At 39.3% G+C, this 26,163-nt stretch carries 18 protein-coding genes; 6 read left to right on the top strand and 12 right to left on the bottom strand.

Annotated elements, in window-relative coordinates:
- Window positions 1-115: 115 nt before the first annotated feature.
- Entirely contained in the window at window positions 116-295 is a 180-nt protein-coding gene (locus MSHOH_RS14535; RefSeq protein WP_048140674.1) for a hypothetical protein, read from the bottom strand.
- Window positions 296-929: 634 nt separating this feature from the next.
- Here MSHOH_RS14535 and MSHOH_RS25885 point away from each other — a divergent pair.
- On the top strand, window positions 930-1,157 hold the full coding sequence (locus MSHOH_RS25885) for a tyrosine-type recombinase/integrase (RefSeq protein ID WP_052730878.1): 228 nt from the start codon (window positions 930-932) through the stop codon (window positions 1,155-1,157).
- A 204-nt stretch (window positions 1,158-1,361) separates the two neighbouring features.
- On the opposite strand, the gene MSHOH_RS14525 is transcribed toward MSHOH_RS25885, so the two are convergent.
- The 5 genes from MSHOH_RS14525 to MSHOH_RS14505 form a co-directional block, all read right to left on the bottom strand.
- Window positions 1,362-2,099 (bottom strand): hypothetical protein, encoded by a 738-nt coding sequence (locus MSHOH_RS14525; protein ID WP_048140672.1) that lies wholly within the window; start codon window positions 2,097-2,099, stop codon window positions 1,362-1,364.
- A 226-nt stretch (window positions 2,100-2,325) separates the two neighbouring features.
- Entirely contained in the window at window positions 2,326-2,826 is a 501-nt protein-coding gene (locus tag MSHOH_RS14520) for a hypothetical protein (protein WP_048140670.1), read from the bottom strand.
- Between the two features lie 184 nt (window positions 2,827-3,010).
- Window positions 3,011-3,451 (bottom strand): IS5/IS1182 family transposase, encoded by a 441-nt coding sequence (locus tag MSHOH_RS14515; RefSeq protein WP_052730774.1) that lies wholly within the window; start codon window positions 3,449-3,451, stop codon window positions 3,011-3,013.
- Between the two features lie 5 nt (window positions 3,452-3,456).
- Window positions 3,457-3,816, bottom strand: coding sequence for a transposase (locus MSHOH_RS14510; RefSeq protein ID WP_048136859.1), 360 nt, complete (start codon window positions 3,814-3,816; stop codon window positions 3,457-3,459).
- A gap of 351 nt (window positions 3,817-4,167) precedes the next feature.
- Window positions 4,168-4,647, bottom strand: a complete 480-nt coding sequence (locus MSHOH_RS14505) for a hypothetical protein (RefSeq protein WP_158024191.1) — start codon at window positions 4,645-4,647, stop codon at window positions 4,168-4,170.
- A gap of 552 nt (window positions 4,648-5,199) precedes the next feature.
- Between MSHOH_RS14505 and MSHOH_RS14500 the strand changes: the two genes are divergently transcribed.
- From MSHOH_RS14500 to tnpA, 3 genes are all read left to right on the top strand, one after another.
- Window positions 5,200-5,628, top strand: coding sequence for a Fic family protein (locus tag MSHOH_RS14500; protein WP_162197642.1), 429 nt, complete (start codon window positions 5,200-5,202; stop codon window positions 5,626-5,628).
- Window positions 5,600-6,064, top strand: a complete 465-nt coding sequence (locus MSHOH_RS14495) for a Fic family protein (RefSeq protein ID WP_158024189.1) — start codon at window positions 5,600-5,602, stop codon at window positions 6,062-6,064. Before MSHOH_RS14500 ends, MSHOH_RS14495 begins: the two co-directional genes overlap by 29 nt.
- Window positions 6,065-7,348: 1,284 nt before the next feature.
- Window positions 7,349-7,813, top strand: coding sequence for an IS200/IS605 family transposase (gene tnpA, locus MSHOH_RS14490; protein ID WP_048137183.1), 465 nt, complete (start codon window positions 7,349-7,351; stop codon window positions 7,811-7,813).
- Between the two features lie 1,068 nt (window positions 7,814-8,881).
- Here tnpA and MSHOH_RS14485 read toward each other — a convergent pair.
- The 5 genes from MSHOH_RS14485 to MSHOH_RS14465 all read right to left on the bottom strand — a co-directional run bounded on the left by MSHOH_RS14485 (window position 8,882) and on the right by MSHOH_RS14465 (window position 18,717).
- The gene (locus MSHOH_RS14485) at window positions 8,882-10,351 is read right to left on the bottom strand and encodes an NAD(P)/FAD-dependent oxidoreductase (RefSeq protein WP_048140662.1); all 1,470 of its coding nucleotides are present in this window, start codon (window positions 10,349-10,351) and stop codon (window positions 8,882-8,884) included.
- 668 nt (window positions 10,352-11,019) lie between these two features.
- Window positions 11,020-13,761, bottom strand: coding sequence for a DEAD/DEAH box helicase (locus MSHOH_RS14480; protein WP_048140658.1), 2,742 nt, complete (start codon window positions 13,759-13,761; stop codon window positions 11,020-11,022).
- Window positions 13,762-14,194: 433 nt separating this feature from the next.
- Window positions 14,195-14,749, bottom strand: coding sequence for a LemA family protein (locus MSHOH_RS14475; protein WP_239450989.1), 555 nt, complete (start codon window positions 14,747-14,749; stop codon window positions 14,195-14,197).
- 24 nt (window positions 14,750-14,773) lie between these two features.
- On the bottom strand, window positions 14,774-16,558 hold the full coding sequence (locus MSHOH_RS14470; RefSeq protein WP_239450988.1) for a DUF2207 domain-containing protein: 1,785 nt from the start codon (window positions 16,556-16,558) through the stop codon (window positions 14,774-14,776).
- Window positions 16,559-16,800: 242 nt separating this feature from the next.
- Window positions 16,801-18,717, bottom strand: coding sequence for a DUF2207 domain-containing protein (locus tag MSHOH_RS14465; RefSeq protein ID WP_048140651.1), 1,917 nt, complete (start codon window positions 18,715-18,717; stop codon window positions 16,801-16,803).
- Window positions 18,718-19,122: 405 nt separating this feature from the next.
- Here MSHOH_RS14465 and MSHOH_RS22260 point away from each other — a divergent pair, with 405 nt between their 5' ends.
- Both MSHOH_RS22260 and MSHOH_RS22255 read left to right on the top strand, forming a co-directional pair.
- Window positions 19,123-21,696, top strand: coding sequence for an MEDS domain-containing protein (locus MSHOH_RS22260; RefSeq protein WP_052730877.1), 2,574 nt, complete (start codon window positions 19,123-19,125; stop codon window positions 21,694-21,696).
- Between the two features lie 432 nt (window positions 21,697-22,128).
- A complete protein-coding gene (locus tag MSHOH_RS22255) occupies window positions 22,129-25,416 on the top strand; it encodes a PAS domain S-box protein (protein ID WP_052730876.1) in 3,288 nt (1,095 codons plus the stop codon).
- Between the two features lie 157 nt (window positions 25,417-25,573).
- Here MSHOH_RS22255 and MSHOH_RS14450 read toward each other — a convergent pair whose 3' ends face one another.
- Window positions 25,574-26,101: a hypothetical protein gene (locus MSHOH_RS14450; protein WP_048140649.1), complete on the bottom strand. Its 528-nt coding sequence runs from the start codon at window positions 26,099-26,101 to the stop codon at window positions 25,574-25,576.
- Window positions 26,102-26,163: the final 62 nt, after the last annotated feature.

Below are 26,163 nucleotides of genomic sequence, written 5' to 3'. Positions count from 1 at the left end.
TTGCATATTTCACAAACAAGTTGTCCTTTATTATTCTTAAAAAGACCATTTCGATGTTTAGCCTCAACCCAAAATTCTTCTCCAGTTCTTTTGTCTCTAAAAAGAAAATCTGGATTCAGGCTTCTTTCTTCGAACCTTTCTTTGTTCGAATCAAAATCCTTGTCATTTCTACAAGATCAAATAAGATGTCGGTAAATATTTCATTAGACACAAAATTTTCAAATCTACTACCTTTAATTTCAGGTCTTTTACTTTTTCCAGTTACATCTTCAAATAATTCTCCAAAAAAACCCATGTTTACACCGTTCTTTTATTAAGCAATCACGGAATCTATCAATAGACTTAAAGATCATTTCTCGAAAGAGGAATGTGACTCAAAGGCAATAGCTTATTGTCACATAGCTTCCTTTACTTTTTTAATTGAGAACTCTTTTCCAGATTCTCCGGATAGCTTATCAATGGGATTATTTGAATATATATTATTTATACAAGTACTTAATTTTTTTCTAAACTCAACTTTTAACTTATTAGTTATTCACAAGCATGAAAAGTTATTATTATGCAAACAAAGTATCTTCTTTCTTGGTTCCATTAACACACAGGTTTTGTAGTAAAACCTATGATTAAATTGTTATAAAAAATAGAATTTTGTATTAATACACCATAAGATACCTTTTGTTGCGTTCCGGTAAACTCCCATTTTCATCATTATTTCATTTTCGCTATTGACTGAAATATAGTGTATATCCAGGCAAACATGAATGCATCATTTTGAAGTTGTTGATGCATTTTGCACTTGAATAACAATATTTATATATTTCTAAAAAATTTTTAATTTTTTAACAAGATATAATAAACAATGGTTACAACCCGATGAATTACATCAAACCTTTAGCTAGCCTGAACTTGCTGAAAAGTATGAAATACGGATGTATCTGCTTTATACACCTGCATTGCGAGTTAGCGAAGCAATCAATGTAAAAGTTCGTGATCTCGATAAAAAGAACGAGTGCATTGAAATTTGGGGTGGTAAAAGCAGGGATGAAACGGAGATACAGAAAGCTCCCTGTGATAACAGGGTGATGAAAAGGATTGAAAGATATTGTGAACATTGCAACCTTCGACCAAGCGATTACATTATGTTTTCGCAAAAGTGAGCAAGTATCTCCGACATAAGAACTTGTCAACGACTATGAAGTACCTGGATATTTCAATTTCTGATACTCAAAGGGAATTAGGAAAAATAGAATAATATAGACTTAATATTTTCAGTTTTTTTACTTTTGCTTCAAGAGACGTTCAAGATCCGGGCTGTAAGGTCAGGATAATAATCCTTTTTCTGCTAAAAACCGGTTTTTTAGTTAACCAGTGTGAGTGCCGTGAAAGGTTATTTCCTCACTTTCACTGATGTCCTCATGGTCGCATAACGTACAATTGTAGTACCTTCTGGTAAGTCTTTTCTTTCCAATCTCTTTTATATCTGGTCTCTTGGTTTCAACAATCGTGCCTATTCCACCGCACTTCCTGCACTCGATACCTTTCAGGGAAACTGCAGGCAGCATTTCTCCCTGTTCTGCAAAGATATTCTCAGAGCTTTCTCTTGTGTCCACATTTCCGCAGTATCTGCACTTCCAGTGCCTTGTAACTGTCAGTGTATAGTCTCCAAAACTGCTCGTTTCCTTCATGATCGGTTCGCCTACTTCTTCACAGGCAAGCTTGTTTCCGCATTTTTTGCAAAAAGTATCCTGATAATATTCAAGCACATTCTGTATACAAAGAGAGATAATGAGAGGAATAAGAGAGAACACTATACCCAAAATATAAAACCAGTCTGCAATGTCATTACCAAGAAAATTAATTATTGTAACCAGAGCTATAGTTATACACAGGAGGAAAAAAAATTTGCTCAATATTTCAAGGGCTTTTTCATCATATGTGTTTATTAGCAGAAGGGAAAACTTCTTAAATCTGTGTTTTTTTAGCTCAACCTCACCGGTAAAAACATAAGTGTTAAGAGTATGTTCACAGCTGGTCTTTTTAAAGGATTTCTTTTCGAGGAGATAATTTTCGAGATTGCCGAACTCAGATTGGTTATACAATTCAAAAGCCCTTCTTTCATCTTTAATCCTTCTGCCGTTTTTTATATTAGTGTATATTTACTCGACAATATTTCCTCAATTGTTAAAAAAGTTGCGATTTTAATCGGAAGTTGTCATATGTCTAAATAATATTATTAAATCTGAAAAACAGGGAATACTGGTAGGGAATATTATTTAATATCTACACATGAGTCCTTTTTTTGGGCTAAGAGTTTATAAAATTCGTCTATGCTTTTAATATGAAGCTCAGCTGGTCTTTTGGCGGCAGATAAGCCGTTTCCCATGAGTTTTTTTCGTGAAGTATGCTCATTTCTACAATTGCCTGCATTGAGCGAACTCCGTGCATATATTCCGGCACATTAATCAGGGCATTTAATATTCCGCAACTGACATGTGCATTGTTTTCCCTCATAACTTTCGGAGCATTTTCTTCAATTAAAGAGTGTAACTGAATTGCTCTGCTGATTATATAGGTTTCGTCTTTTTCATTCGCTTGGTTTAGTCTGAGAATATTTACATACCCTCTCAGTCTGCTCAGGAAATCAGGACATTTGTTTGAGATCTTTCTGCGCGGATCCATTCCCGGATAAGGCTTGCTCTGTATATTTGAGTAGCTGCAAAATTCATAGAAGTCTTTAAGCCTGTCATGTGTACTTCCGACAAAAACGAATATCAATTTTCCTATCGGATGCATGGTCTCAAAGTCCAGAAATTCCCCGTCCTGCATTGGTACTAAAAAATACTTTATCCAGCCCAGCTCTCCATTCTCAAGTTTGGAATCAAATTACTCTTCCATTACGTTTTTTATACTCCTGAAACTTTCTATTTCCGCCCTGTCTACAGTAACCAGTTTTCCAAATTTGCCTACAGGAAAGTCTCTAATGCTGGGCAAGCCCTTTTTAACTATGAGCCTATCCCAAAACTTCATTTAATCTAATTACTGCTGCTACCATTACGACTCCTAGATATGATTCCTCTTTTATTTCATATCTTGGAAATACTTTCTTACATGACTCTATCCAGCTAAAGAACCTTTCTACTATACTTTTCATTTTGTATTCTTTCTGATCTACCTTTATTGGTCTTCCTATCTTCTTTTTCTTCCTATTTCTTTTATTTACTGGTATATTGGACTTTATTCCTCTTTTTCTGTTATATTTTCTAATTTTAGCTGTATCATACATTCCATCAGCTGTTACTTTTGAAGGCCTGTTAACAGGCCTTCCTACAGGTCTTTTTATCTTGAAATTTTTAAGTGTAGGTATATAAAGTGTTGAATCATTCTCATTTGCGGGAACAACAATTATAGAGAGAGGTAGACCCTGTAAGTCTACTAAAACGCTTAATTTTATTCCTTTTACTTTTTTATGACCGTCGTAGCCGATATTCCCCCTTTTTTAGTCGGAATATCCTTTGTATCAGTAAAACAATGAGAGAGATCTATTTTCTTCAAATCATAACCTTTGTTTAAAAGTTCATTAAAGATTTCCTGATAAATTCCATGTTCACAGAGGTAGAGGTGGAATCTATGAACGGTTGATTTAGAACCATAGCGGCGAGGAACATCTTTCCATGTACAACCTGTCATAACAACGTACAAAATACCATTCATTAACTTCCTCATATTTGCACGTGGTCTTCCTGTATGTGGTTTCTGAGGAGGAAGATAAGGCTCTATTGATTCCCATAGAACGTCATCGATTTCATGGAATGACATATAACTATATTTATAATTTCAGCATAATATTACTTTTGGGATAGGCTCTATTATAAAAGCAAGCCTTTCCAGATAGGTAGAGTCCATTTCACCACTTCCCTAATTTCTTCGCTCATTCAGAGGACTAGCTTATAATATATTGAGCTGAACCGATAGGATTAATTTTTGGCAAAGTTTAATAACTTTCGTCGTTACCTTACATTGTAATTATTCTACTTTTCTGATAAGGCTTAAGCATAGATGTATGTTAGTGAAACGATAACGACCCAGAGAATGACTAGAATCATTCCTGACCAGATAACAGTCACTCCATCTTTCTCAGATCTTTTATTAACTCTCTCTTCTTTCGAGCTAAAAAATTGACAAGATACGTAATAAGCGATTTTTTTCTATTCCTTGCCTTCTTCTTTTATCAATAAGCTCCCAATGATGTGGTATTTCGCTCCCAGGGTAATTTTTCACTAACTCCTCTTCAATAGACTTACATCCCCATCTTAATGCAGTTTTACAGCTTACCATAGATTGAAGGTGCAATAAGAGAGAACTGAGTGATAAAAACCCAAATATACCAACGATAATTATATACGCTATCAAGATTCCACGAAGTTGAGTTAAGAACGATACCGCAAGTAAGGCTATAAGGAATGTAAAAATCTGACTCATTTTATAAAAAATATCAATTGTCATCTGATCTCTAGAGTGATAGCCAGTCTGACACTGTTCATAGTTCCATTTCAAAAATTCTTCTTTACTTTTATTACAATCTTCTTTATTCTTATTACAGGGCTCTAAAACGTTAACTTTCTCTTCTACCTGAAGATCAATGACCATAGTTTTAGAGAAAATTAACAGATATATCAAACTATCGAAAGTTTGATTCTTACGTTTTTCGGGCTTGTTCGAAATAATGCTCGGTGAAAAGATAGGTTAAGGATGATGAGCTTGTTTTTTCGGTAATGCTTTACGACTCTTTTTTTATTTTTCAGGCAGTTGCTCCATTAGCAAATCCCTTCACAATCACTTCCATAAGTTTCTCACTATCTTCCTGAGTCTTCCTTAGTTTGGATTCGTTTTGTCACACAAGTCCATGAGATTCGACTTCCCTAGTCTCTCCTCGGGAGCCAGATGTCCTTTTCGCTTCGCTCAAGAAAACTAATTTAGGAAGGTTTGATGACATGGTTTTTACCTCAGGTAGCAGTCCCCATTAACATCCTCAGATTTCTATGGGTTTTGAAATAAAGTATCGCTAAGTTAATAATGAAAAGAGTAACTCCTTTAATAGGGACAAAAATCGGAAAATTGGTTATGTTTCAGCCTATTTTTAAATATACAAATAAAATCGTGCGTCTGCTTGCGAGAATTCAGGCTGCCCGGGAGGTCATTTTGAATAGTCACCTCATTCCGGCATGGGAGAGAGAGCTCCAGCGAGAAGCCCTTATAAAACAGACTCATCACACAACAAGTATAGAAGGGAATCAGCTTACTCTTGAAGAAGTAAGCCTGCTTATTGCAGGAAAAGACGTCCTTGCAGGCGAAAAGGATAAAAAAGAAGTCCAGAACTATGTTGATGTGCTTGGTTATATAGACAGCCTTGAAGAAAACGCTACAATTACTGAAGATATCCTCCTCGAAATCCACAGGCTTACAGTAAAAGGTACCCTGCCGGACTCTTCTGCCGGAAACTACCGGAAGGTTAGGATAGTTGTCGGAAACCCGAAAACAGGAAAAATAACCTACACCTCACCAGAACCCGAAGAAATCTCATTACTCACCAGATCCCTTCTTGATTGCTCGAATTCACTCATTCCTTGATGGTAATGGCAGGACTGCAAGGGCTATTTCCACACTTATTTTGACAAAAAGAGGTTGTGATACAAAGAAATTTTTTGCCCTTGAAGAGTACTACAATGAAGACCGCCAGGCTTACTATTCAGCTCTTGCTGATGCCGATGCAAAAAGAGGAGAACTTACGGGATGGCTGGAATATTTCCTTTTCGGCATTGCAGTTGAAATCTCAAGAGTAGAAAATAAGGTCAAGAAACTGAGCAGTGATCGTTCAATGAAGGAAAAGTACGGGCAAATAGGACTGAGTAGCCGTCAGATAAAAGCTGTTGGATATCTCAAAGAGAATGGACAGATAACAAATAAAGAATATCAGAAAATTCGTAATGTAAGTGCTTCTACGGCAAAACGTGATCTTCAGAATATGGTAGATAAGAATGTTCTCAAACAAATAGGTGAAAAATGACAGAGTATCTATTATATCCTTAATTTTTGATCTAAAATATATGGAATTAGTGACCCATTCATGACCCATTCATGGCCTGTATCTGACAGAGAGATTTTACGTTCTCTATTTCATTTAACAGCGTGTTGCCCTTTTTGTCACGCTCGACGCAGGAGAGCGGCCAGTCCCAAAAAGAAAAAAAATGAAAAATTAGCTTCTTGTTCTGTTTTTTAAAAGCAGAAAGATTTATTGAATTCAGGCTCAAAGAAGCCTTTTATTTTTTTGGATTTTTTCTAGCTGATTAACTCCTTTTTTAAGGAAAAAAATAGATATTAACGTCCTTTTTTCAAAAATTGAATATTCAAGGAATTCTATGTGCTAAGAATCTGTTTTCTTTTGTGCTTTTTCGGACTGGCCCGAGCTGCGTTCGGTGAAAAGACACGTTAAAGATAGTGAATATGTTTTTTTTGGAAGATTTTTACAACTTCTTTTTTATTTTTCAGGCCATAACCCCTTCTTACCTAACTTTTCTTATGAGGTTAATAAATTGAAACAAAGTTTAACTTACTTCAATTGAATAGTCACCACCTGTAATGGAATAGGCTTATCCAATTCTGTTTTTTCGGTGGCTGCACTTGCTAACAAAATCTTTCACAATCGCCTTTGATCTGCAACAGTGCTTAAAAACATTCATTCATGAGGAGATTTACATAAAAACAGTCTTCTCATGCCGCATTTATATCACTCCTGTGACATTTCACTATTGAACTAAGGTTATCTTGATTCTCTACTGATTATATCTCTGCGTTGCGATTAGTTGTTAAAAATAATATATACCCCGAGTGCGTAGTATAACTTGCGTTCTCATCTAATGAACACCCCACTAGCAAGCAAACACCTACTCCAAAAAGAATCTACCCACACTAAAATGATTAAAAAACGGTAAATTCACAACCCACAAGTCAAATACCTCAAACCTCTTCCCAAACTAGAAAACCAAAAGTTAAATCTCTTATAACTAATTTCTGAATTTCCAGGTTTTTAAGATGGGAACGCAAACTATTTTCTTAATTACGAGACATGCACATAGCATTTTTACGAATAGTATTTACATATATATTTATTACTAATGGAGCGCAGAGGGTCACGAATACCCCGTCCTTCAGGTCGGGGATGAAGTGAACCCTCGCCTCTTCGTTTTTTCACTTTAATTATCTAAATCCTCACTTTTTTTGTAAAATAAGGTTTTTTTGGCACCATAACCAGAGGTGGTGCCAGCCACCTTTGGCTAGGATGTGATATAAGTTGGAATTACGCAGTTTTAGCCATGGCTATGGTCAGATTACTTACCACATCGTGTTGGTGCCTAAGTATCGATACAATATATTCTACAATAAGAGAATTAAAAAGGATTGCGAGTTGATTCTCAGTATAATTTGTGCTAAAAATGGCTACAAAATACATGCAATGGAAGTAGTAGATGATCATGTTCATTTGTTTCTTGAATTTCATCCAAGTAATTCTCTGTCAGAGGTAATTCAGTATTTGAAAGGAGGTAGTTCTTACAGCTTATTCAAGCTTCATCCTGATCTTAAAAAACGATATTGGGGTGGAAATCTATGGTCAAGTGGAAAGTTCTATCGATCCGTTGGAAACGTAACTGCTGATACAATTAAGCATTACATTAAAGAATCGCAAGGAAAACCGAGTGAAGAGTCTCGATTGCATAGGTTCATGAGATCCAAGCAAAGAAGACTTGATGATTTCTAATTACCAGAACAACCGGGCGGGCGGCCCGAAGCATACCCCATCCTTTAGGGTGGGGTGGCCGCCCGTAATTTGATTTTTGTTTTTAATTGCCACTTTTTTAATATTGTATCTATCATAGATATCTTTTGGAAAGATAGAAAAAAGTGTTGAAAAGAAATTTTCAAAATTTATACAGTTGAGTTAAGATACATACCTAGAAAACAGTAACTGTCTGGATTCAACAATTCTGTTATGGGATGAATTTTGTAACTATAAATACTATATCAGTAAAGTAATAGCTATAGTGATTTACTAATGGTTATACACATGCGTCGAAATTATTCGTTAAAAATAATATATACCTCGAGTGCATAGTATAACTTGCGTTCTCATCAATTGAACACCCCAATAGCAAATAAACACCTACTCCAAAAGATCTACCCCACACTAAAAGAACTAAAAAACGAAAACTCTCAACCCACAAGTCAAATACCTCAAACCTCTTCCCAAACTAAAACTTCAAAGTTAAATCTTTTAATGCCTTTCGGAACTTCCAGGTATTTCAGATGGGAACGCAAACTCTTTTAAAATAAAACTAAAACTTCAAAGTTAAATAAATCAAATGATTTTTAGTAGATTTTCCATCTTCATACCCGATGGCAAAATTTCACTATAATTCTTACTTTCCAGCATTTTTTATAATTTTTAGATATTATTCTACTAATTATATAACCTTACATCACTAATCTAAAGTTATTTTGATTAACTAATGGTTATACACATGCGTCGAAATTATTCGTTAAAAATAATATATACCCCGAGTGCGTAGTATAACTTGCGTTCTCATCAATTGAACACCCCACTAGCAAGCAAACACCTACTCCAAAATATTTACCCACACTAAAAGAACTAAAAAACGAAAACTCTCAACCCACAACCCACAAGTCAAATACCTCAAACCTCTTCCCAAACTAAAACTTCAAAGTTAAATCTTTTAATGCCTTTCGGAACTTCCAGGTATTTCAGATGGGAACGCAAACTCTTTTAAACAAAATTAAAATAAACAAGGCCAACAGTTTTTTAAAATCTTCAGTCCTTCTGAATTTGTTTTTCATCGTCTTCGAGCTTATTCATATCCTGTCTGACTTTTTTCATAATCCCTTCTGCAGCCATAATTCCGGTTGCAGCGGCGTTGACTATATCTCTTGAGAGTCCTGCACCGTCTCCTGCTGCAAACAGATTTTTCACGCTGGTTTCCATCTGGCGGTCTACATCCAGGTGCATGGCATAGAACTTGACTTCAGGAGCATAAAGCAGGGTTGAGTCAGAAGCAACACCGGGAATGATCTCGTTTAAGGTCTCGAGACCTTCGATTATGTCCATAACTATCCTGTGCGGAAGAGCCATTGAGATATCGCCTGGTGTGACATCTTTCAATGTGTTTATAACCAGGTTTTTGGCAAGACGTTCTTTTGTGGAACGGCGTCCGCGCCTCAGGTCACCCATGCGCTGCAGGACAGGTTTTCCTCCGCCGATAGTTGTTGCGAGTTTTGCTATTGAGCGGGCGTATTTGGTTGTGTTTTCCATGGGCTCGGTCAGTTCGATATGGACAAGGAATGCGAAATTGGTGTTTTCGGACTCCGTATTTGCCATCGAATGACCATTTGTTGCAATAAAGTCTTCGTACTCCTCTTTTACAACAAAACCGCGCCTGTTGGTGCAGAAAGTCCTGACAAAGTCATCATATCGGCGGCTCTGGATATGGAATTTAGGGTCACGGTTAATTTTTGTAACAGGATCCATAACAATTGCGGGAACTTCCACCCTTACTCCTATATCAATACCACCGTAACGGGCCTTTAGATCGTGTTTTTCGATCATTTCCGAGACCCACTTGCAGCCCCTTCTTCCCGGAGACAGGAGTACATAATTTGCACGGATAACCCTTCCCCCTGAGAGGATAACACCTTTGCACTTTCCACCCTCAATCAGCAGATCATGGACTTCAGTCTCAATCAGAAAACTTACACCTTTATCGACCAGGTCCTGTTTGAAGCGTCCTATAACTGCAGGGGCATTGTCCGAACCTATGTGCCGCTGCTTGATCTCTATAAACCGGGCTCCTGCCGAGGCAGCCCTGCGTTTTAATTCCTCTATCTCCGGACCTTCGGTAAGAAGGGCACCCTGAGGTGCTCCGAATTTCAAGAAAACTTTATCTACCCTGTCCACCAGCTCCCAGGCTTCGGTCTGGTCTCCGGTCAGGGCTGCAAGGTCTCCTCCAATATCGGGCCGCAGGTTTAGTGTCCCGTCCGAAAACGTCCCGCAGCCTCCAACCCCGCACATGATTTCGCACGGGATACAGTGCATGCAGTAACTCTGGGTTTTCATGGGACAGAGGCGTTTGTCAATATCCCTGCCCATATCAATAACAAGAATCTTCAGCCTCCCGGCTGCAAGCTCGTAAGCTGCAAACATCCCCGCAGGTCCTGCCCCTATAATTACAGCATCATATGCGGATCTTATCTTTTCTTTCTCAATAGCTTGATCTTCGTTACCCATGGGCAGCTCCCCTGGAATTCTCGCTTTAAGTCCTTAACAACCTGCTAATTTCCTTAGGCTACAACAGAAATTCCTTTGTTTTTCTTGAATTCCCCACAGTGCTTAGCAAATTATTATATTCCTGTTTATATTTACACCCTACTCCGTAAAGTACCCTTTTCCGTTGAATGGAATCTCTTCGACAAAAGACCGCATCCATACAGTACCGGGATACAGAAGTTATGCCCGTAAATTCTCACAGTCTACTTCCTCAGGTATTTATAAGGTATTTTCTAAAACGCAGCAATTATTGGCTGACAAAAATTGCAAACATAAAGCCCATAAATAGGCAGGTAAATGCCATCAGAAAAAATAACTTTTGCAAATAACCTTCCTCCTTTTCCCACTTTATTTATTTTATTTCCCACTATCTAACATATATGGAGTTATCAGTATAAAAAATTTTCACTCCCCCTCCTAAGTATAAATAAAAATATGTAAAATCTCAAAGTCCAGAAAAGAGAAAATCAGAGAAAATAAACAAAAGTAAAAAACGCCTGATATAATTGAAACAAATTTAACAGAAAAACAGGAAAACCAGAGAGAAGTGTGGAATAAAAAACCAGAGAGAAGTGTGGAATAAAAAAACGGTAAGGTCTGAAGTCTGAAACCTAAAATTATCCCTTTCTTCAGTTGATTTTTTTAATAATCAGTTTCCTTAAAGCCTTTTTCCCTTCTCCTTTTTCAGGAATTTCATTTTCTGTGGCTTCGAAAAGCTCAGTCCAGATGTTGAAGTGGTAATCACTGCTTGCTCCAAGATCCCTGATCCTGATCTCGAGGGGCTTTTCTCTCGTAGCTCCCTTTTGCCCTGCAAGTTTCTGATGAAATGTTTTTGCTGCAGCTTTTTCCGGAGAGGGGGCTGAGACAACTCCGATCATTCCACCGTTTTCGTCCGTAGCAATGAAGGTTTTTTCCTTTTTCTCCTTCCCTGCTTGAGGTTCCTGTTTTATGGTTTCCCGCCTGAGCTGCCTTCTCACCCTGTCAAGGGAATTTTCTGCATCTTTTTTTTGCTGAGGACCCTGCCTCAGAGCTCTGGCTTCGGAAAGGTGCTTTTCTTTTTTCTCGGGAGGAATATAAGGATCTTTCCCCAGGAGTTCATGAAGTAGCATGATTGCCGCATGTTTATCAAGAGGCTCGTTGTTGTTCCCGCACTTGGGGGACTGGATACATCCTGGACAGCCGCTTTCACAGGGGCAGCTCTCGATGGCTTTTAAGGTACCTTCCAGGATCTCTTCGATAAGGTCATAGCCTTTTTCGGCATACCCGACCCCTCCTCTGTGCCCGTCATAAATGAAAATCCCGCTTTTACTTTCCAGGTCGGGATGGGATGGAGTTGAGACCCCACCTACATCGCTCCTGTCCACAAGCAGATGCAATGGGTACATGGAAATCATTGCATGCTCAACAGCATGTATCCCGCCTGCAAAATCCAGTTTATGGTCCCCTATGAGTTCCTGGAGCCTGTCAGGAAGCTTAAGCCAGAGTGCAACTGTCTGGAGGGTTACAGGAGGCATTTCGATATCGTGGGCACTCATGGTCTCGTCGCTGTGGGTCCGAATTTTCCTGTAACCTATTATCCTGTCCGTTACCTCTACTTCCCCGAGCCCTACCTCTACCTCAGGAGCGCGCAGGAGCGGCTTTACCGCATAGGTCTCCTGCACAAGGACTGACGAATCTATCATGGGTTTTGTATAATAGCTGTCGTGTGTTTTTACAGCATAGATTTCCTTTTTCTCATGGTCGATCCTGTTTATATAGAACGGCTCTCCTCTGTGCATGTAGACTGCTCCAGGATGGCATTCTCGGAAAGCCAGAGTTTCTTCAATGTCTTTTTCTATAGGAAAGCTCCTTTCACCTTCAAAGGCAAGAAGAGAGTAAGTATTATTATCTATTCCCCGCAGAGAGACGTGCTTATAAGGAAAAGGATCAGTAGAGTATTTCAGGTCACTTCCTGCGAGCAGTCCTTCGGCTTCAAGGAGCTCCACAACTCTTGAATATCCCTTGCCAAAATATTTTTCATCCGATTCTCTGAGGGGGATTTCCTTTGCTGCGCAGAGCAGATGACCTGCAAGGATATAGGGATTTTTAGGGTTAAGCACCGCATTTTCGCTGTTTCTTGCAAAGAAGTCGTCGGGGTTTCGCATATAATACTGGTCAAGAGCGTTTGTCCCGGCTACCATAAGGACAAGGCTTTCATTCCCGCTTCTGCCCGCCCTTCCTGCCTGCTGCCTTGCGCTCATAACCGTGCCCGGATAGCCGTCAAGGATACAGGCATCAAGCCCTCCTATATCTATCCCGAGTTCGAGGGCATTTGTGGAAATAACACCCTTAAGCTCTCCTGAATTCATTTTCTTTTCAATCTCTTCCCTTTCCCTGTCAAAATAGCCGCTCCTGTACGAGCAGATTGCAGAAGAGAGCCCGCGCTCCCTCAAAAGTTCCCTGCAGCTCTTATACATTCTCTCCACTCCCTGCCTTGACCGGGTAAAAACAAGGGTCTGGAGCCCAGTCTGGACTGCCCGAGTAAAAAGAGTTGAGGTTTCGGAAAAGCTGCTTTTCCTGACAGTGCACCCTCTCCCGTTCAGGTAAAGAGGCGGGTTCCAGAATACAAATTTCTGGGAACCCTGAGAAGACCCATTATTCTCAACAACTTCAGCTCCCCTTCCCAGCAGAGTTTCAGTATGCTCTTTCGGGTTCCCTATGGTTGCAGAACAGCAGATAAATTGCGGGGAAGCCCCATAATATTCCGCAACCCTGAGGAGTCTTCTAAGCACGTTTGCCATATTGCTTCCTATAACTCCCCTGTAGTAATGGCTCTCGTCAACAACAATGAATCTGAGGTTTGAAAAAAAGCGCCTCCAGAGATGGTGCCAGGCAAGAAAACTCATATGGACCATTTCAGGGTTTGTAAAAACAATATTTGTCTGCCCTTCCCTGATCTTCCTCTTCTGATCTGCGGTCAGAGCACCGGTATAACGGGCTATACCTGCCCCGGAATTCAGCGCCCCTTCGAATTCAAGGAATGCCTTTAACTGGTCATTTACAAGGGCATTCAGAGGAGAAATATAAAGGGCAGTAGCCTCAGGATCTTTCAGGACCGCCTCAAAAATAGGGACCATATAAGTAAGGGATTTTCCGCTTGCTGTGCTAGTGCAAAGCACCAGGTCTTTTCCTTCCCGAACCTTTTCTATAGCTTCAGCCTGGTGGGAGTACAGGGCTTCAATCCCGATGCCTGAAAGGGCAGTTTTTACCTGTGCCTTCAGCTCAAGCGGTGCATAAAGGGCATCCCTTGCAGGAGTTTCTTCAATATGGACTATCTGGTTTTCGTATCGGCTGGAAGCTTTTATTTCATTTAGCAGGCGGGAAATTTCCATTTTTCTACTCCACTTTATTCTACTCTTATTGTATGTCATGTTCTGGTGACCCACTAAGGGGCTAATGTTCTGGAGTTAAGATTTTAATTTTTATTTTTTCGGTGCGGATGAAGGTTATGCTTTAACTTGATCTAAGCCCAACGCCAAGTGAGGTGGCACGGGATAGAATAGATGAAAGATGCAATTCAGCTTGCCCTGGAGTAATATTAATCTATTGACTGCCTACCCGGATGCACTTCCCGATTTTTGTCACGCTCGACGCAGGAAAGCGGCATGTCCCGAAAAGAAAAAAAATAAAAAGCTACTGAAAAAGCTAAAAAATGAAGCCGCTAAAACCCTGTCCATGTATAAACAAAGTAGAATTAATTGCATCAAAAACTTCTTCTTTTCAAATTTCTGCTTTCTTCTTGCCCTTCTTTTACAGCACATAATATCAGAAGTTAACCTTAGGAGCTTCCCTTTCTGCCTGCAGGGTTTCGAATAAGTCTTTTTTCGTGAATCCCATAAGAGATGCAACAATGTTTTTGGGGATTGTCTGAATACTGATATTGTACTTCATAACCGTGTCATTGTAAAATTGTCTTGAATAGGCGATTTTGTTCTCGGTCTCCAGAAGGTCCTTCTGGAGCTGGATGAAGTTCTGGTTTGCTTTCAGTTCAGGATAGTTCTCTGCTACTGCAAACAGGGACTTAAGGGTTGAGGAAAGATAGTTTGATGCTTCTGCAGTTTCATTGACATTCTGTGCAGACATTACCGCAGCTCTGGCTTTTGTAATGTTTTCGAAAAGAGTTTTTTCGTGTTTTGCATATCCTTTCACGGTTTCTACAAGGTTCGGAATGAGGTCATAGCGCCTTTTCAGCTGGACTTCTATCTGGGCCCAGGCATTTTCTACCCTGTTTCTCTGCTTAATAAGGTTATTGTAAACTATAACAAAAAGTAAATTCAGAACTATTATTGCTACTATCAAAATTTCTAATAACAAGTACATCACCATCCATTTATCAAAAATAGTTTATCGGGCTCCACCGCCTCCGCCACCTGAGCCACCGCCCACACCGCCTACTCCGCCTCCGCTTCCGCTTGAGGACGGAGAGGATGAAGAATAGGCCCTTCCAAAACCGGAACCGAATTGACCGTAGCTGTGGTGCACGTAATAGAAGTGACTTGCTCTCAGCTGTTCAGCAGGAACGACTAAAGACATATTTTTAAGGACTTCCTCTGCGACTCCAAGAGCTGTTGCATACACCAGATAAGAGTCCCAGATTTCTATCGATTCAGGGGGATGCTCTTTAAGTGCGGAAAAGTCTGTGAGATATCTTTTGAAGTTGTTCCAGCGTTTATAATAAAGCCTTCCTTCGGGAGTCCATCGTCCAAGTACCTTTTCGAATGTCCCTGAAAAAACTATCATAACTAACCCGAAAGCTCCGATTAAAATTACCAGTATATTCATATTTGACGCCAGGGGAAATGTATCTGATGGGAAAAATCTGGGAATTGCAATAAAGTAAACAACTGCCGCTATTAAAACTGCCGCACCAAAAAGGGTCATATATGTATTTCCTGTGGACCGGAAGAGTTTCTCAACTACAATATGTCTTTCAACCTTTTTATTCCAATCGAGCACAAAATTATAGAAATCAGTCCCTTTTCCAAGCTCTTTTTTCAGTTTAGCCCATGAAATTTTATTTCCTGAAGCATGTTTTTTCAGTAAATCGAACACATCTTTCTCAAAGTCTTCCAGTTTGGTAAGGTCACTTTTAGCTTTCGTATACAAGTCAGGGCTGGCAAGTTCAATCAAAATATCTTCGGACTCGGACTTGAACAGGCCCAGTGCCTTGCTTTCTTCATATTTTATAGTGCGAAGAGAAATATAACCAAGGTTAGCAAGATTCATAACCGTAGCAGTAAATCCGTCCATCGTAGGAGTGCCTATTCTCCCCTGCATGATGGCGTTGACTACGGCAGGTCTTGAATCCGTAGGCGGTTCTCTTTCATATATTGCTTCGTAATCAATTCTCGGTTCTCTCCCATACCTGAAGTAAATGAGAAACGGCAGTGCCAGGGCGAGGAGAGCAAGCAAAATTGTCAGCCTGTAAAGGTTCTTTAAGATTAAGCCTTTTTGCTGGTATTCGTTCTCAATAGCTAATATTTCTTCAAGGCCCTCTGCGTCGTCTATCTGGACCAGGCTTGGATCGGGAGATTTTATTCTTGGAAAAGCAATCCTGATTTCATACCACTGGTATGAGGGAATTTCATTTGTTTTTAAATTGAGAACATTCTGTTTCACACTTGCAGCCTGCGTATAACCGGTCGGATGAATCCAATACTGGATCTCACTTTCGTTTTCCACAGGAAGGGTAATACTTCCTCTCAAGCTTCCAAGAGGTTTCTCCCATTCCTCGCCCCAGAGCTTGTAGTGAAATTCGGAAATATCTTTGTGGACCTTGACTGCACCATAGTGATCATAGGAAATAAAAAAAGTCACTTCTTCCGGAGTAGAATTCGGAAGCTCGCCTATTAACTCGTAGCCTTCGGAAGTCGGTTCAACTCTGAAAGTACAGGCTTCATCCGAGCAATGTCCCTCTATATTCCGGATGGATTCTCCGGGCGGCACATCAAGTGTTCTGAAAACTTCATTATAATTTCCTTCAAACACGTATGAAATCGATTCCTCTACGTGAACTATGCCGCTTGAATCTATAGTTATATTTGTTGTCGCTCCTTCCAGTGCATAGTCTCTTGCACTGGCTGAGGGTACCAGACAGAGAATAACCAGAAAAAGAAGAATTACTTTCAATACTGTAAAATTAACATTTGCCTCTATAAGAGATTCAACAGGACCATGTGAAAACCTCAGCCAGATTCCTCCAGATCTATATTATGTTAAGAATACTAATATCTTATCAGAGTTTTTCTTAAAAAACACGAAAAATAAAAAAGTTGAGGAAAGTCCGGAAATATAGCCTCTATCAAAGCTGGTTAATCCGAATCTGTTAGCTCTAACAGGTTTTTTTGAGGTTCTCAAGGTTTCAGGAGTACTTATTCGGCACCGCGGCTCCTATCCTCAGAGCCACTACCTGTCTTTTTATCTTCTCCATTTTCACCCTTATCTGAACAGGATGAGGAGCAGGTATTTCCATGTCCGTAGCCAGACTGATTATTAGATTGATTATAATAGTGACTTATAGGAAGGAAACAGCTCTCTTTAAACTGTTCAAAAGGAACAATCAGGGACATATTCTGAAAGGCCTGCTTTGCAACTCCCAGAGAAGCTGCATACACCAGATATAAGTCCCAGGTCTTTATTGATTCAGGAGGACATTTTTTGAGAGTAGAAAGGTTTGTTAAATATTCTTTAAAATTATCCCAGCGTTCATAGTAGAGGTTCCCTTCAGGAGTCCAGCGTCCAAATATTTTTACGAACATCCCGGAATTCTTTGTCATGACGAATCCCCAAATCCCGATCAAAGCAGTCATCGTATTGATCCTTGACACTTGGGGAAACTCATCCGAAGGAAAATATCCGGAAATTGCAATATAATAAACAATTGCCGATATTAAAACGCCTCGAGAGAACCGGTTCATATATCTGTTTCCTGTTGACTTGAAGAACCTGTCAATCTCAGTATGAACCTGAACTTTTTTACTCCAGGCAGTAATAAACTGATAAAAATCCATTCTGCTATCAAGCTTCATTCTAAGTTCCCTCCAGGAGACTTTTCTTTCAGAAGCATGATCTTTTAACAGGTGAAGTACATCTTCTTCAAAATCTTCCAGTTCAGATAGATTTTCTTTATCTTTATAATATATACTGTGGTTCAGTTCTATCATAAAATCTTCTGGCTCGGACTCCGGAATGTCTGACGAGCCTATCTCTTCGGGTTCTAAATTCCTTAAAGAAATATAACCGCGGTTAGCAAGGTCCATGAACGTAGCAGTAAATCCATCCATTGTGGGAATACCCATTCTTCCCTTCATAATGGCGTTAACCACAGCGGGTCTGGAATCTGCAGGCAGCTTTCTGTCATGTTTTTCTTTGTAGTTACTTTTCTTTTCATAATCTGTTTTCTTTCTGTGACCTGTTCTTTCTTCGTAATTTATTTTCTCTTTGTTATTCGTTTTTAACCCTCTTCCATATCCAAAGTATATAAGGATAGGAAACAGCAGGACTAAGAACAAAAAGTAACCAGTTATTCTATAAAGGCTTTCTAACCTCAACTCTTTCTGCTGGTATTCTTTCTCTGCAGTTAATATTTCTTGAAGTTTTTTTGCATCATCTCTCTGAACAAAGCTGGAATTCGGGGATTCGATTCTTGGAAAAACAGCTCTGATTTCATACCAGTGAGAAGGGGGTATCTCTTTTGTCTTTAAATTGAGGGCATTATGTTCAATGCTCTCTTCCTGCGTGTAGATAGCAGGGTGAGTCCAGTAATGGATTTCACTTTCGTTTTTTACCGGAAAAGTAATGCTTCCTTTCAGGCTTCCAAGGGGTTTTTCCCATTCTTCTCCCCAGTGCTTGTGAAATTCGGAAGTATCATTATGGACTTTGACTGCCCCATAATGGTCGTAAGAAACAAAAAAAGTCAAATTTTTTGGAGTAGGTTCTGGAAGCTCACCTATTAACCTGTACCCTTCAGGAATCCGTTCGGCTCTGAACTTACATGCATTATCAGAACAATATCCCTCGATATTCTGAATAGATTCCTCTGTCGAGGTGTTGAGCATTCTATAAACATAGCTGTAATTTCCGTCAAATGTGTATGAAATTGCTTCATCAACATGAACCACACCGCTGGGATCAATAGTTATATTCGTTACAGCTTCTTCCAGAGTGTAGTGTTTTGCACTGGCTAAAGGTACAAGAAAAATAACAAATAGTAAAAGGAGAGTTACTTTCAATACCATATTGATATTTGATCCTCTGGCAGGTTCAAAAGAACCGTTTGAGATCCTCAATCAAGTTTTCCCTCCAACCCCATCTTATTCCTGAATACTGGTATTCTCCAGGGTCCTTTTAAGGCTTGGTTCCAGAACCCAGTTTTTTTAACCTATTATATTGAGAAAAAAATCAATCTATGAAATTGAATTACTCTTGAGTATACGGTATATAATCCGTAGTCTTCTCAAGTGCAGTAGTATAATCTGTAGTCTTCTCAAGTAAACGGTTAATTCTTATTTTGTATAATCATTTAATTATATAATACCTAATGATACAATTGATCTCTACAAAGATATGCTTAGACTTAGATGGATAAATCTGAATTTTAGCTAAAACAGCATAAAACAATATTATTGATTGGAAGTGCATTGAAACAAAGACCAAAAACCTTTCGACCTTGTACTCGAACGTCGGAGAGAAACATGCGAAGTAACATTAGAGTTTCTGGTGTTGAAATCATTGGAAACATACCCTGGGGTACCCACTTCTGCCAGTTTTATCAGACAAAAGAAGATTTATTAGATATACTTGTTCCTTATTTCAAAGCAGGGCTGGAAAATAATGAACTTTGTATCTGGATCACATCAGGATCTTTAAATGACGAAGAGATAAAAGAAGTCTTTAGAAAAGCTATTCCTTATTTTGATGTCTATCTGGAAAATGGACAATTTGAGCTCATTCCTTATGTTGATTGGTGTTCTAAAGAAGGCGTTTTCAACTTCGAGAAAGCCATAGACAGCTGGGTTGTAAAAGTCAGCAGAAGTCTTGCCGTCGGCTTTGAGGGGTTAAGAGCAGCAGAAAATTTTTGCTTGCTCGAAAGAGAAAGTTGGAATGATTTCGTTGATTATGAGAGAAGATTGGATTCTATTACAGGCAGATACTCGATAATAACGCTATGCGCTTATTCCCTTGAGATGTGCAGTACAATCGATATAATGGATATTGCTACAAATCATCAATTCGTCCTGGCCAGGAAGAAAGGAAAATGGGAGAAAAAGGATAGCTCAGAAAGGAAAGATATTACTGAGTACAAGCGAGCTGAGCAGGAGCTGCAGGAGAGCGAGAAGCGTTACCGAATGCTCTTCACACACATGACCGACGGGTTCAGCCTTGTAAAAGTTCTCTATACCGATAACGGTAAACCGTACGATTATCGTTACCTTGAGGTAAACCCTGCTTTTGGGCGATATTTAGGCGTAGAGAAGAAACGGATGCTAGGCAGGACTATGCTGGAATTATTCCCTAACGTAAGCCCCACAGCGCTCGAAAAGTACCATGAAACAGCGGTTTCACGCCAGCCGGTTCATTTTGAAATATTTAGCTATGTGGCGGATAAATATCTCGATATTTATGTATTCAGTCCAGAGAAAGGGAAATTAGCACTGATCCTTAGAGATATTACCGAGCGCAAGCAGCTGGAAGAAAAAACTCGGCAGCGAGCAGAAGAAATGGAAACTATAATGGAAGTAGCACCTGTAGCCATCCTGATTGGTCACGATCCGCAAGGTTATAATATCACAGGCAATCGAATGGCAAACGAACTTTACAATACCAAAGCAGGAGAAAATATCTCAGCTAAACTTACACAGTCGGTACGCTTCTTTTACAAAGGTAGCGAACTGACCGCCAGTGAATTACCCCTACAGCAAGCCGCCTTAAAAAATACAGACGTACGCAATATGGAGATAGATGTGCTGCTGCCTGATGGAAAATGGCGAACCATTCTCGCATCAGCAAGCCCGCTGCATGACTTAAACGGGCGTGTGCGTGGTAGCGTGGGCTCATTTATTAATATTACCGAGCGAAAAGAAGCAGAAACTAAATTGAAAGAAACGCTCGACAATTTAGAGAAACTGGTTAGAGAACGCACAGCAGAGCTTGAAAAGGCTTACAATTCTTTGAAAGAAAGCGAAAAACGTCTCGCTGAAGCTCAAAAAATGGCCCACGTTGGACACTGGGAGTGGAATATTGTAACTGAAGAATCATACTGGTCTGATGAACTGTATCGCATTTTCGGACGTAACCTTCAAGAATCGTATCCAACTTACCAGGAGTTTTTGAGTTATGTGCATCCCCAAGATCAAGATTATGTCAGGAATGCCGCTGAGAAAGCTATGAATGGAAAACCTTACAGTATTGATTACAGGATAGTCCTGGCTAATGGGGAAGAACGTACAGTCCATATGGAATCCCAGGTTATTTTTGATCTGCAGAATATCCCTGTTCGAGTAAAGGGAATAGTTCAGGATATTACCGAGCGAAAAAAGGCCGAAGAAGCCCTTCAAAAAATAGAAAAAATCCGGATTAAAGAAATTCACCACAGGATTAAAAATAATTTGCAGGTAATCTCATCCTTACTTGACCTTCAGGCAGAAACCTTTTCCAAACTTGATGTTTGTAAGACCCCCGACGTTGTCGAGGCTTTCATGGAAAGCCAGAGCCGGGTAATTTCCATGGCACTCATTCATGAAGAACTATATAAAGGAGATAAAATCGATACACTTGATTTTGCAGCTTATCTAAGAAAGCTAACTGAAAATCTTTTCAGTTCGTACAATCCTGGAAATAAGGAGATCAGTTTCAAGCTTGATCTTGAGCAGGTTTATCTTGGTATGGATACTGCAATACCCCTCGGAATCATTGTAAACGAACTGGTTTCAAACTCTTTTAAGCATGCTTTTCCTTACCAAAGAGAAGGTGAAATCCAAATCAATCTTTGCAAAACGGAAGCCTCTTCCCTCAAAAACAATACTTCTGCCTTCAAGAACAATACTTCCAGTCAAGGTAAGGAATGCAGCGGAAAAAACGATTTCCATTACATACTTGAAGTATCGGATAATGGAAAAGGAATTCCTGAAGGAATTAATTTTAAGAACTCCAGTTCTCTTGGACTGCAGTTAGTAAATATTCTTGTTGAACAGATAGACGGCTGTATAGAACTTGAAAGAGATCAGGGAACAAAATTCACTATATGGTTTAACGATATCGAAACATGAACCAGCAGTTTTCATGTAGAAAATATAATTATATATTTTTTATCGAGCAAATTATTATAAATAGAATATACAATAATTATCCATGAAGCGTTTTTTCGGTAAAGATGGTGTTTACAAAGTTTTGTTGTCTGGATTAAACCTGCGATTTTGCCATAAAAAGAGGGTATTTTGAATTAACATAATCAGTAATTGCCTATAAATTATTTAATTATCCTGAAACGAATGAGAGTGCACCGGCAATCCAGTGATCAGTTGTTGAAGAAGGATTTCAGGATATGCTGCATGAGGAAACTGAATACTATTGTGGGATTTTTTTAGGGACTTAGAGAGAACAGGCCAAGTTGATATTGGATTATAGGTAGTGGTATACATAGATTGGGAGTTTTGAATCAATGATTTTTAACTTTATCTCTTAAAGTCGGAGACAAGTAGATGAAAAATGATATCAGAAATTCTGGCATTGATATTATTGGAGGTGTGCCCTGGGGAACACACTTCTGTCAATTTTACCAGACAAAAGAAGACTTAATGGATATACTTATTCCTTATTTAAAAGCAGGGCTGGAAAATAATGAACTTTGCGTATGGATCATACCCCAGCTCACGGAAGCAGAGAAGATAAAAGAGACATTGAAAGCAGCCGCTTCTGATATTGATATTTATCTTAAGAAAGGACAAATTGAAATCATTCCCCATTCTGTCTGGTATTTTAAAAACAAAGATTTCGATTCGCAGAGAGCCTTAGACAGTTTGATTGAAAGAGCAAATAAGTCATTGTCCAATGGTTATAATGGTTTGAGGCTATTTGAGAATATTTGCTGGCTGGAAAAAGAAAACTGGAATGATTTTGTTAATTATGAGAGAAGACTGGACTCTGTCATGGCCAGATACCCGATAATAGCTATGTGTGCTTATTGCCTGGATGCGTTCAAGGTAGTCAACGTTGTTGACATTGTTGCAAGTCATCAATTCTTTCTGGCCAAGAAAGGAAGAAAATGGGAACAAATAGAAAATTCTGGAAGGAGAAATGATACTGAGTGCAAACGAATTGAGCAGGCACTGCATGAGAGTGAAGACCGGTATAAGGCAGTATTCGATAACAGTATAGATGCTATTTTTATCACATCGCCCGATGGAACTATTCATGCAGCCAATCCAGCCGCCTGCCAGATGTTTGGGATGACAGAGGAAGAGATTATTCGGGCTGGAAGAAATGGGACTGTAGATACATCCGATCCAAGGCTCAAGTCTATGCTGGAGGAAAGAGCCAGGACCGGCAGGTTCAAGGGAGAGCTCAATCACAGGCGGAAAGACGGTACGATCTTTACAGGCGAGATAACGAGTTCATTCTTCAAAGATAAGAATAGTATTGTAAAAACTGTCATTATTATCAGAGATGTTACAGAGCGCAAAGAGGCGGAAGAAGCTCTGCAGAAAAGTGAGGAACGTTATCGGATGCTCTTCACAAACATGACCGAAGGTTTCGGTCTTGTAGAAGTCATATCTAACAAAGAAGGTAAACCGTATGACTATCGTTATCTTGAGGTAAACCCGGCTTTTGAGTTCATTTTGGGCATAAAGAGGGAACAGATATTAGGCAAAACTATGCTTCAGGTGTTTTCCGGCATAAGCGCCACAGCACTCAAAAAATACTGCGAAGTTGCACTTTCGGGCCAGCCAACTCATTTTGAGATTTTCAGCCATGTGGAGGATAAATACCTTGATGTTTACATTTTTAGCCCTGAAAATGGGAAATTAGCACTCATCCTTAGAGATATCACAGAACGTAAAAAGATAGAGAAAGAACTGCAAGAGAGCGAGAAGAAATATCGGAATATTATAGAAACAGCCAGCGAAGGTATATGGATAAGTGATTCCGAATTCAGGACGACTTATATTAATAAAAGAATGGCTGAGATGGCAGGATATACTCAGGATGAAATGATTGGCAGATATGCATGGGACTTTACCGATGAAGAAAATAAGGCAATCATCAAACAAAATCTGGAAAAGAGACGACAGGGTGTCGATGAGAGCTATGAGTCCAAATTCCTGCGTAAAGATGGTTCACCCCTATGTACAATTGTAAGTTCTAAATCCCTTTTTGATGGCAATGGCAAATTTATGGGCTCTATGGCTATGTTCACCGACATTACCAGGCGGAAAGAAGCAGAAACTAAACTGAAAGAAACTCTAGACAATTTAGAAGAAAAAGTCAAAAAGCGTACAGCAGAGCTTGAGAAAGCTTACAATTCATTGAAAGAAAGTGAAAGAAGTCTTTCTGAAGCTCAAAAAATGGCTCACATTGGGAACTGGGAGTGGGATGTTGTAGCTGATAAAGCATACTGGTCTGAAGAGATGTATCGTATTTTCAGACGCGATCCTCAAAAACTAGCACCATCTTACAATGAATATTCGAATTATATACATCCAGATGACCGAGACATCTTCTACAATGTCACCAAGAAAGCTGAAATAAGGAAACCTTACAGCATTGATTACAGAATTGTCTTGGCTAATGGGGAAGAACGTACAGTCCATATGCAATCCGAGGCTATTTTCGATGAGAATAATAACCCTATTAGAGTAAAGGGAATAGTTCAGGATATTACTGAAAGAAAGCTTGCCCAGCAGAAACTAGAAGAGAGTGAAGAAAGATACCGCTCATTCATAGAAAACTTCAAGGGAATCGCTTTTCAGGCAGATGAGAACTTCATTCCTGTATTCCTGCACGGGACCGTTGAAGAAATTACAGGATATAGCGAAGAAGAATTCATGTCCAGGCAGTCTTGGAAGGAGATCATTCATCCCGAAGATCTGCCCCGTATTTATGAAGAAGAGGAAGAAGTTAGGAATTCTCCACATAAAGCCTATGGAGAAATTGATTTCCGTATAGTTCGCAGAGATGGTAAAATTAAATGGGTGCACGAAATCTACCAGAAGATTCCTGGAAATGACAGAACTCTGGATAAGTACCAGGGTGCGATATATGATATTACCGAGCGAAAAAAGGCCGAAGAAGCCCTTCAAAAAATAGAAAAAATCCGGATTAAAGAAATTCACCACAGGATTAAAAATAATTTGCAGGTGATCTCATCCTTACTTGACCTTCAGGCAGAAACCTTCTCTCACCTTGAAACTTGCAAGACTCCTGATGTTATCGAGGCTTTTATGGAAAGCCAGAGCCGGGTAATTTCTATGGCTCTCATTCACGAAGAGTTATATAAAGGAGATAAAATCGATACTCTTAACTTTGCGGCTTACCTGAGGAAACTGACTTCAGAGCTTTTCACTTCATATAGTCCCAGAGACAGGGATATCAGTTTCAAGCTTGACCTTGAACAGGTGGATATTGGCATGGATACCGCAATACCACTTGGAATTATTGTAAACGAACTGGTTTCAAACTCTTTTAAACATGCTTTTCCTGCTGGAGAGAGAGGAAAAATCCAGATAAACCTTCGAAGAACTGATAACTCTGCTCCCAGGAGTGAGATTTCAGCTCCAGATAAGGAATGTATGCAAAAAAACGGTTTCCGGCATATACTCATAGTATCGGATAACGGGAAAGGAATTCCCGAAGAAATGGATATTAAGAATTTGAACTCTCTTGGACTCCAGCTTGTAAATGTTCTTGTTGAACAGATAGACGGCTGTATAGAGCTTGAAAGAGATCATGGGACAAAATTTACGATATGGTTTCGCGATACTGGAATGTGAGCCAGCTATTTTATTATGTGGAACTAAAAGATAAAAAGAGGAGAATTGACAAACAAAGGCCCAATCATGTGTTCATCATTCTTCGTTTTGTTCTCAAGCTTCCTTTTCTGCTTTTTTTCTTTTTACTTTCATGCTGCTATCAGGCTTCAATATGAAATTACGGGCTGAGAAAAGACTCCATTTCTTCATAGGTAGAGTTCATATCTTCCAGAGTTTTTTGAAGGTTGCTAAAGTTCGAACCCATGGATTCCTTATCAGAGTTAATGTCTTCAAGAGTAGAGTTTACAGCCTCAACCTCAAAGCTTATTATTTCCTTGCTCATGTTCAGTCCTTCTTTACTCTGGTTTATTGATTCAAGAACCAGCTCCAGATTTCCACTTGAGTTTGCCAGTTCCGTGTTTGAATCAATAACCCCAAGAGCCTTTTCCAGAGATTCCAGCATGGAACTCATAAAATCCAGTAATCCTATTGTTGCCTGTAAAAAATTATTCAGGGGAACGAGGACTGAGTTTATTATTTCGAAAAGGGAGTTTACGCTGTCTGCAAGTGATTCCGGCATGTCCGATACGGAGAGGTTTTCTTCTGTTTCCCACCCAGTGTCCTGTTCGGCCAGTGCAGGCTGGACTGCTAGGACAGCTGAGATTAAGAGAATAATTACTGCCAGATGCAAAATTCCTTTTTTCATAAATATCCTCCTGAAGCCAGAATTACCGATGTGAAAAATCACAAATTATATGCAGTATATGA

It is taken from the genome of Methanosarcina horonobensis HB-1 = JCM 15518 (assembly GCF_000970285.1).
Taxonomy (GTDB): domain Archaea; phylum Halobacteriota; class Methanosarcinia; order Methanosarcinales; family Methanosarcinaceae; genus Methanosarcina; species Methanosarcina horonobensis.
This window is presented reverse-complemented; position numbering and strand designations above follow the sequence as displayed.

What these genes read in the sequence shown, in the direction of transcription:
- MSHOH_RS14510 (WP_048136859.1), bottom strand. Translation starts at nt 3,816, where the DNA reads ATGTCATTCCATGAAATCGATGACGTTCTATGGGAATCAATAGAGCCT.
- MSHOH_RS14480 (WP_048140658.1), bottom strand. Translation starts at nt 13,761, where the DNA reads ATGGAAATTTCCCGCCTGCTAAATGAAATAAAAGCTTCCAGCCGATAC.
- MSHOH_RS14535 (WP_048140674.1), bottom strand. Translation starts at nt 295, where the DNA reads ATGGGTTTTTTTGGAGAATTATTTGAAGATGTAACTGGAAAAAGTAAA.
- MSHOH_RS14485 (WP_048140662.1), bottom strand. Translation starts at nt 10,351, where the DNA reads ATGGGTAACGAAGATCAAGCTATTGAGAAAGAAAAGATAAGATCCGCA.
- MSHOH_RS22255 (WP_052730876.1), top strand. Translation starts at nt 22,129, where the DNA reads ATGAAAAATGATATCAGAAATTCTGGCATTGATATTATTGGAGGTGTG.
- MSHOH_RS14520 (WP_048140670.1), bottom strand. Translation starts at nt 2,826, where the DNA reads ATGCAGGACGGGGAATTTCTGGACTTTGAGACCATGCATCCGATAGGA.
- MSHOH_RS25885 (WP_052730878.1), top strand. Translation starts at nt 930, where the DNA reads ATGTATCTGCTTTATACACCTGCATTGCGAGTTAGCGAAGCAATCAAT.
- MSHOH_RS14450 (WP_048140649.1), bottom strand. Translation starts at nt 26,101, where the DNA reads ATGAAAAAAGGAATTTTGCATCTGGCAGTAATTATTCTCTTAATCTCA.
- MSHOH_RS14505 (WP_158024191.1), bottom strand. Translation starts at nt 4,647, where the DNA reads ATGGTCATTGATCTTCAGGTAGAAGAGAAAGTTAACGTTTTAGAGCCC.
- MSHOH_RS14475 (WP_239450989.1), bottom strand. Translation starts at nt 14,749, where the DNA reads ATGTACTTGTTATTAGAAATTTTGATAGTAGCAATAATAGTTCTGAAT.
- MSHOH_RS22260 (WP_052730877.1), top strand. Translation starts at nt 19,123, where the DNA reads ATGCGAAGTAACATTAGAGTTTCTGGTGTTGAAATCATTGGAAACATA.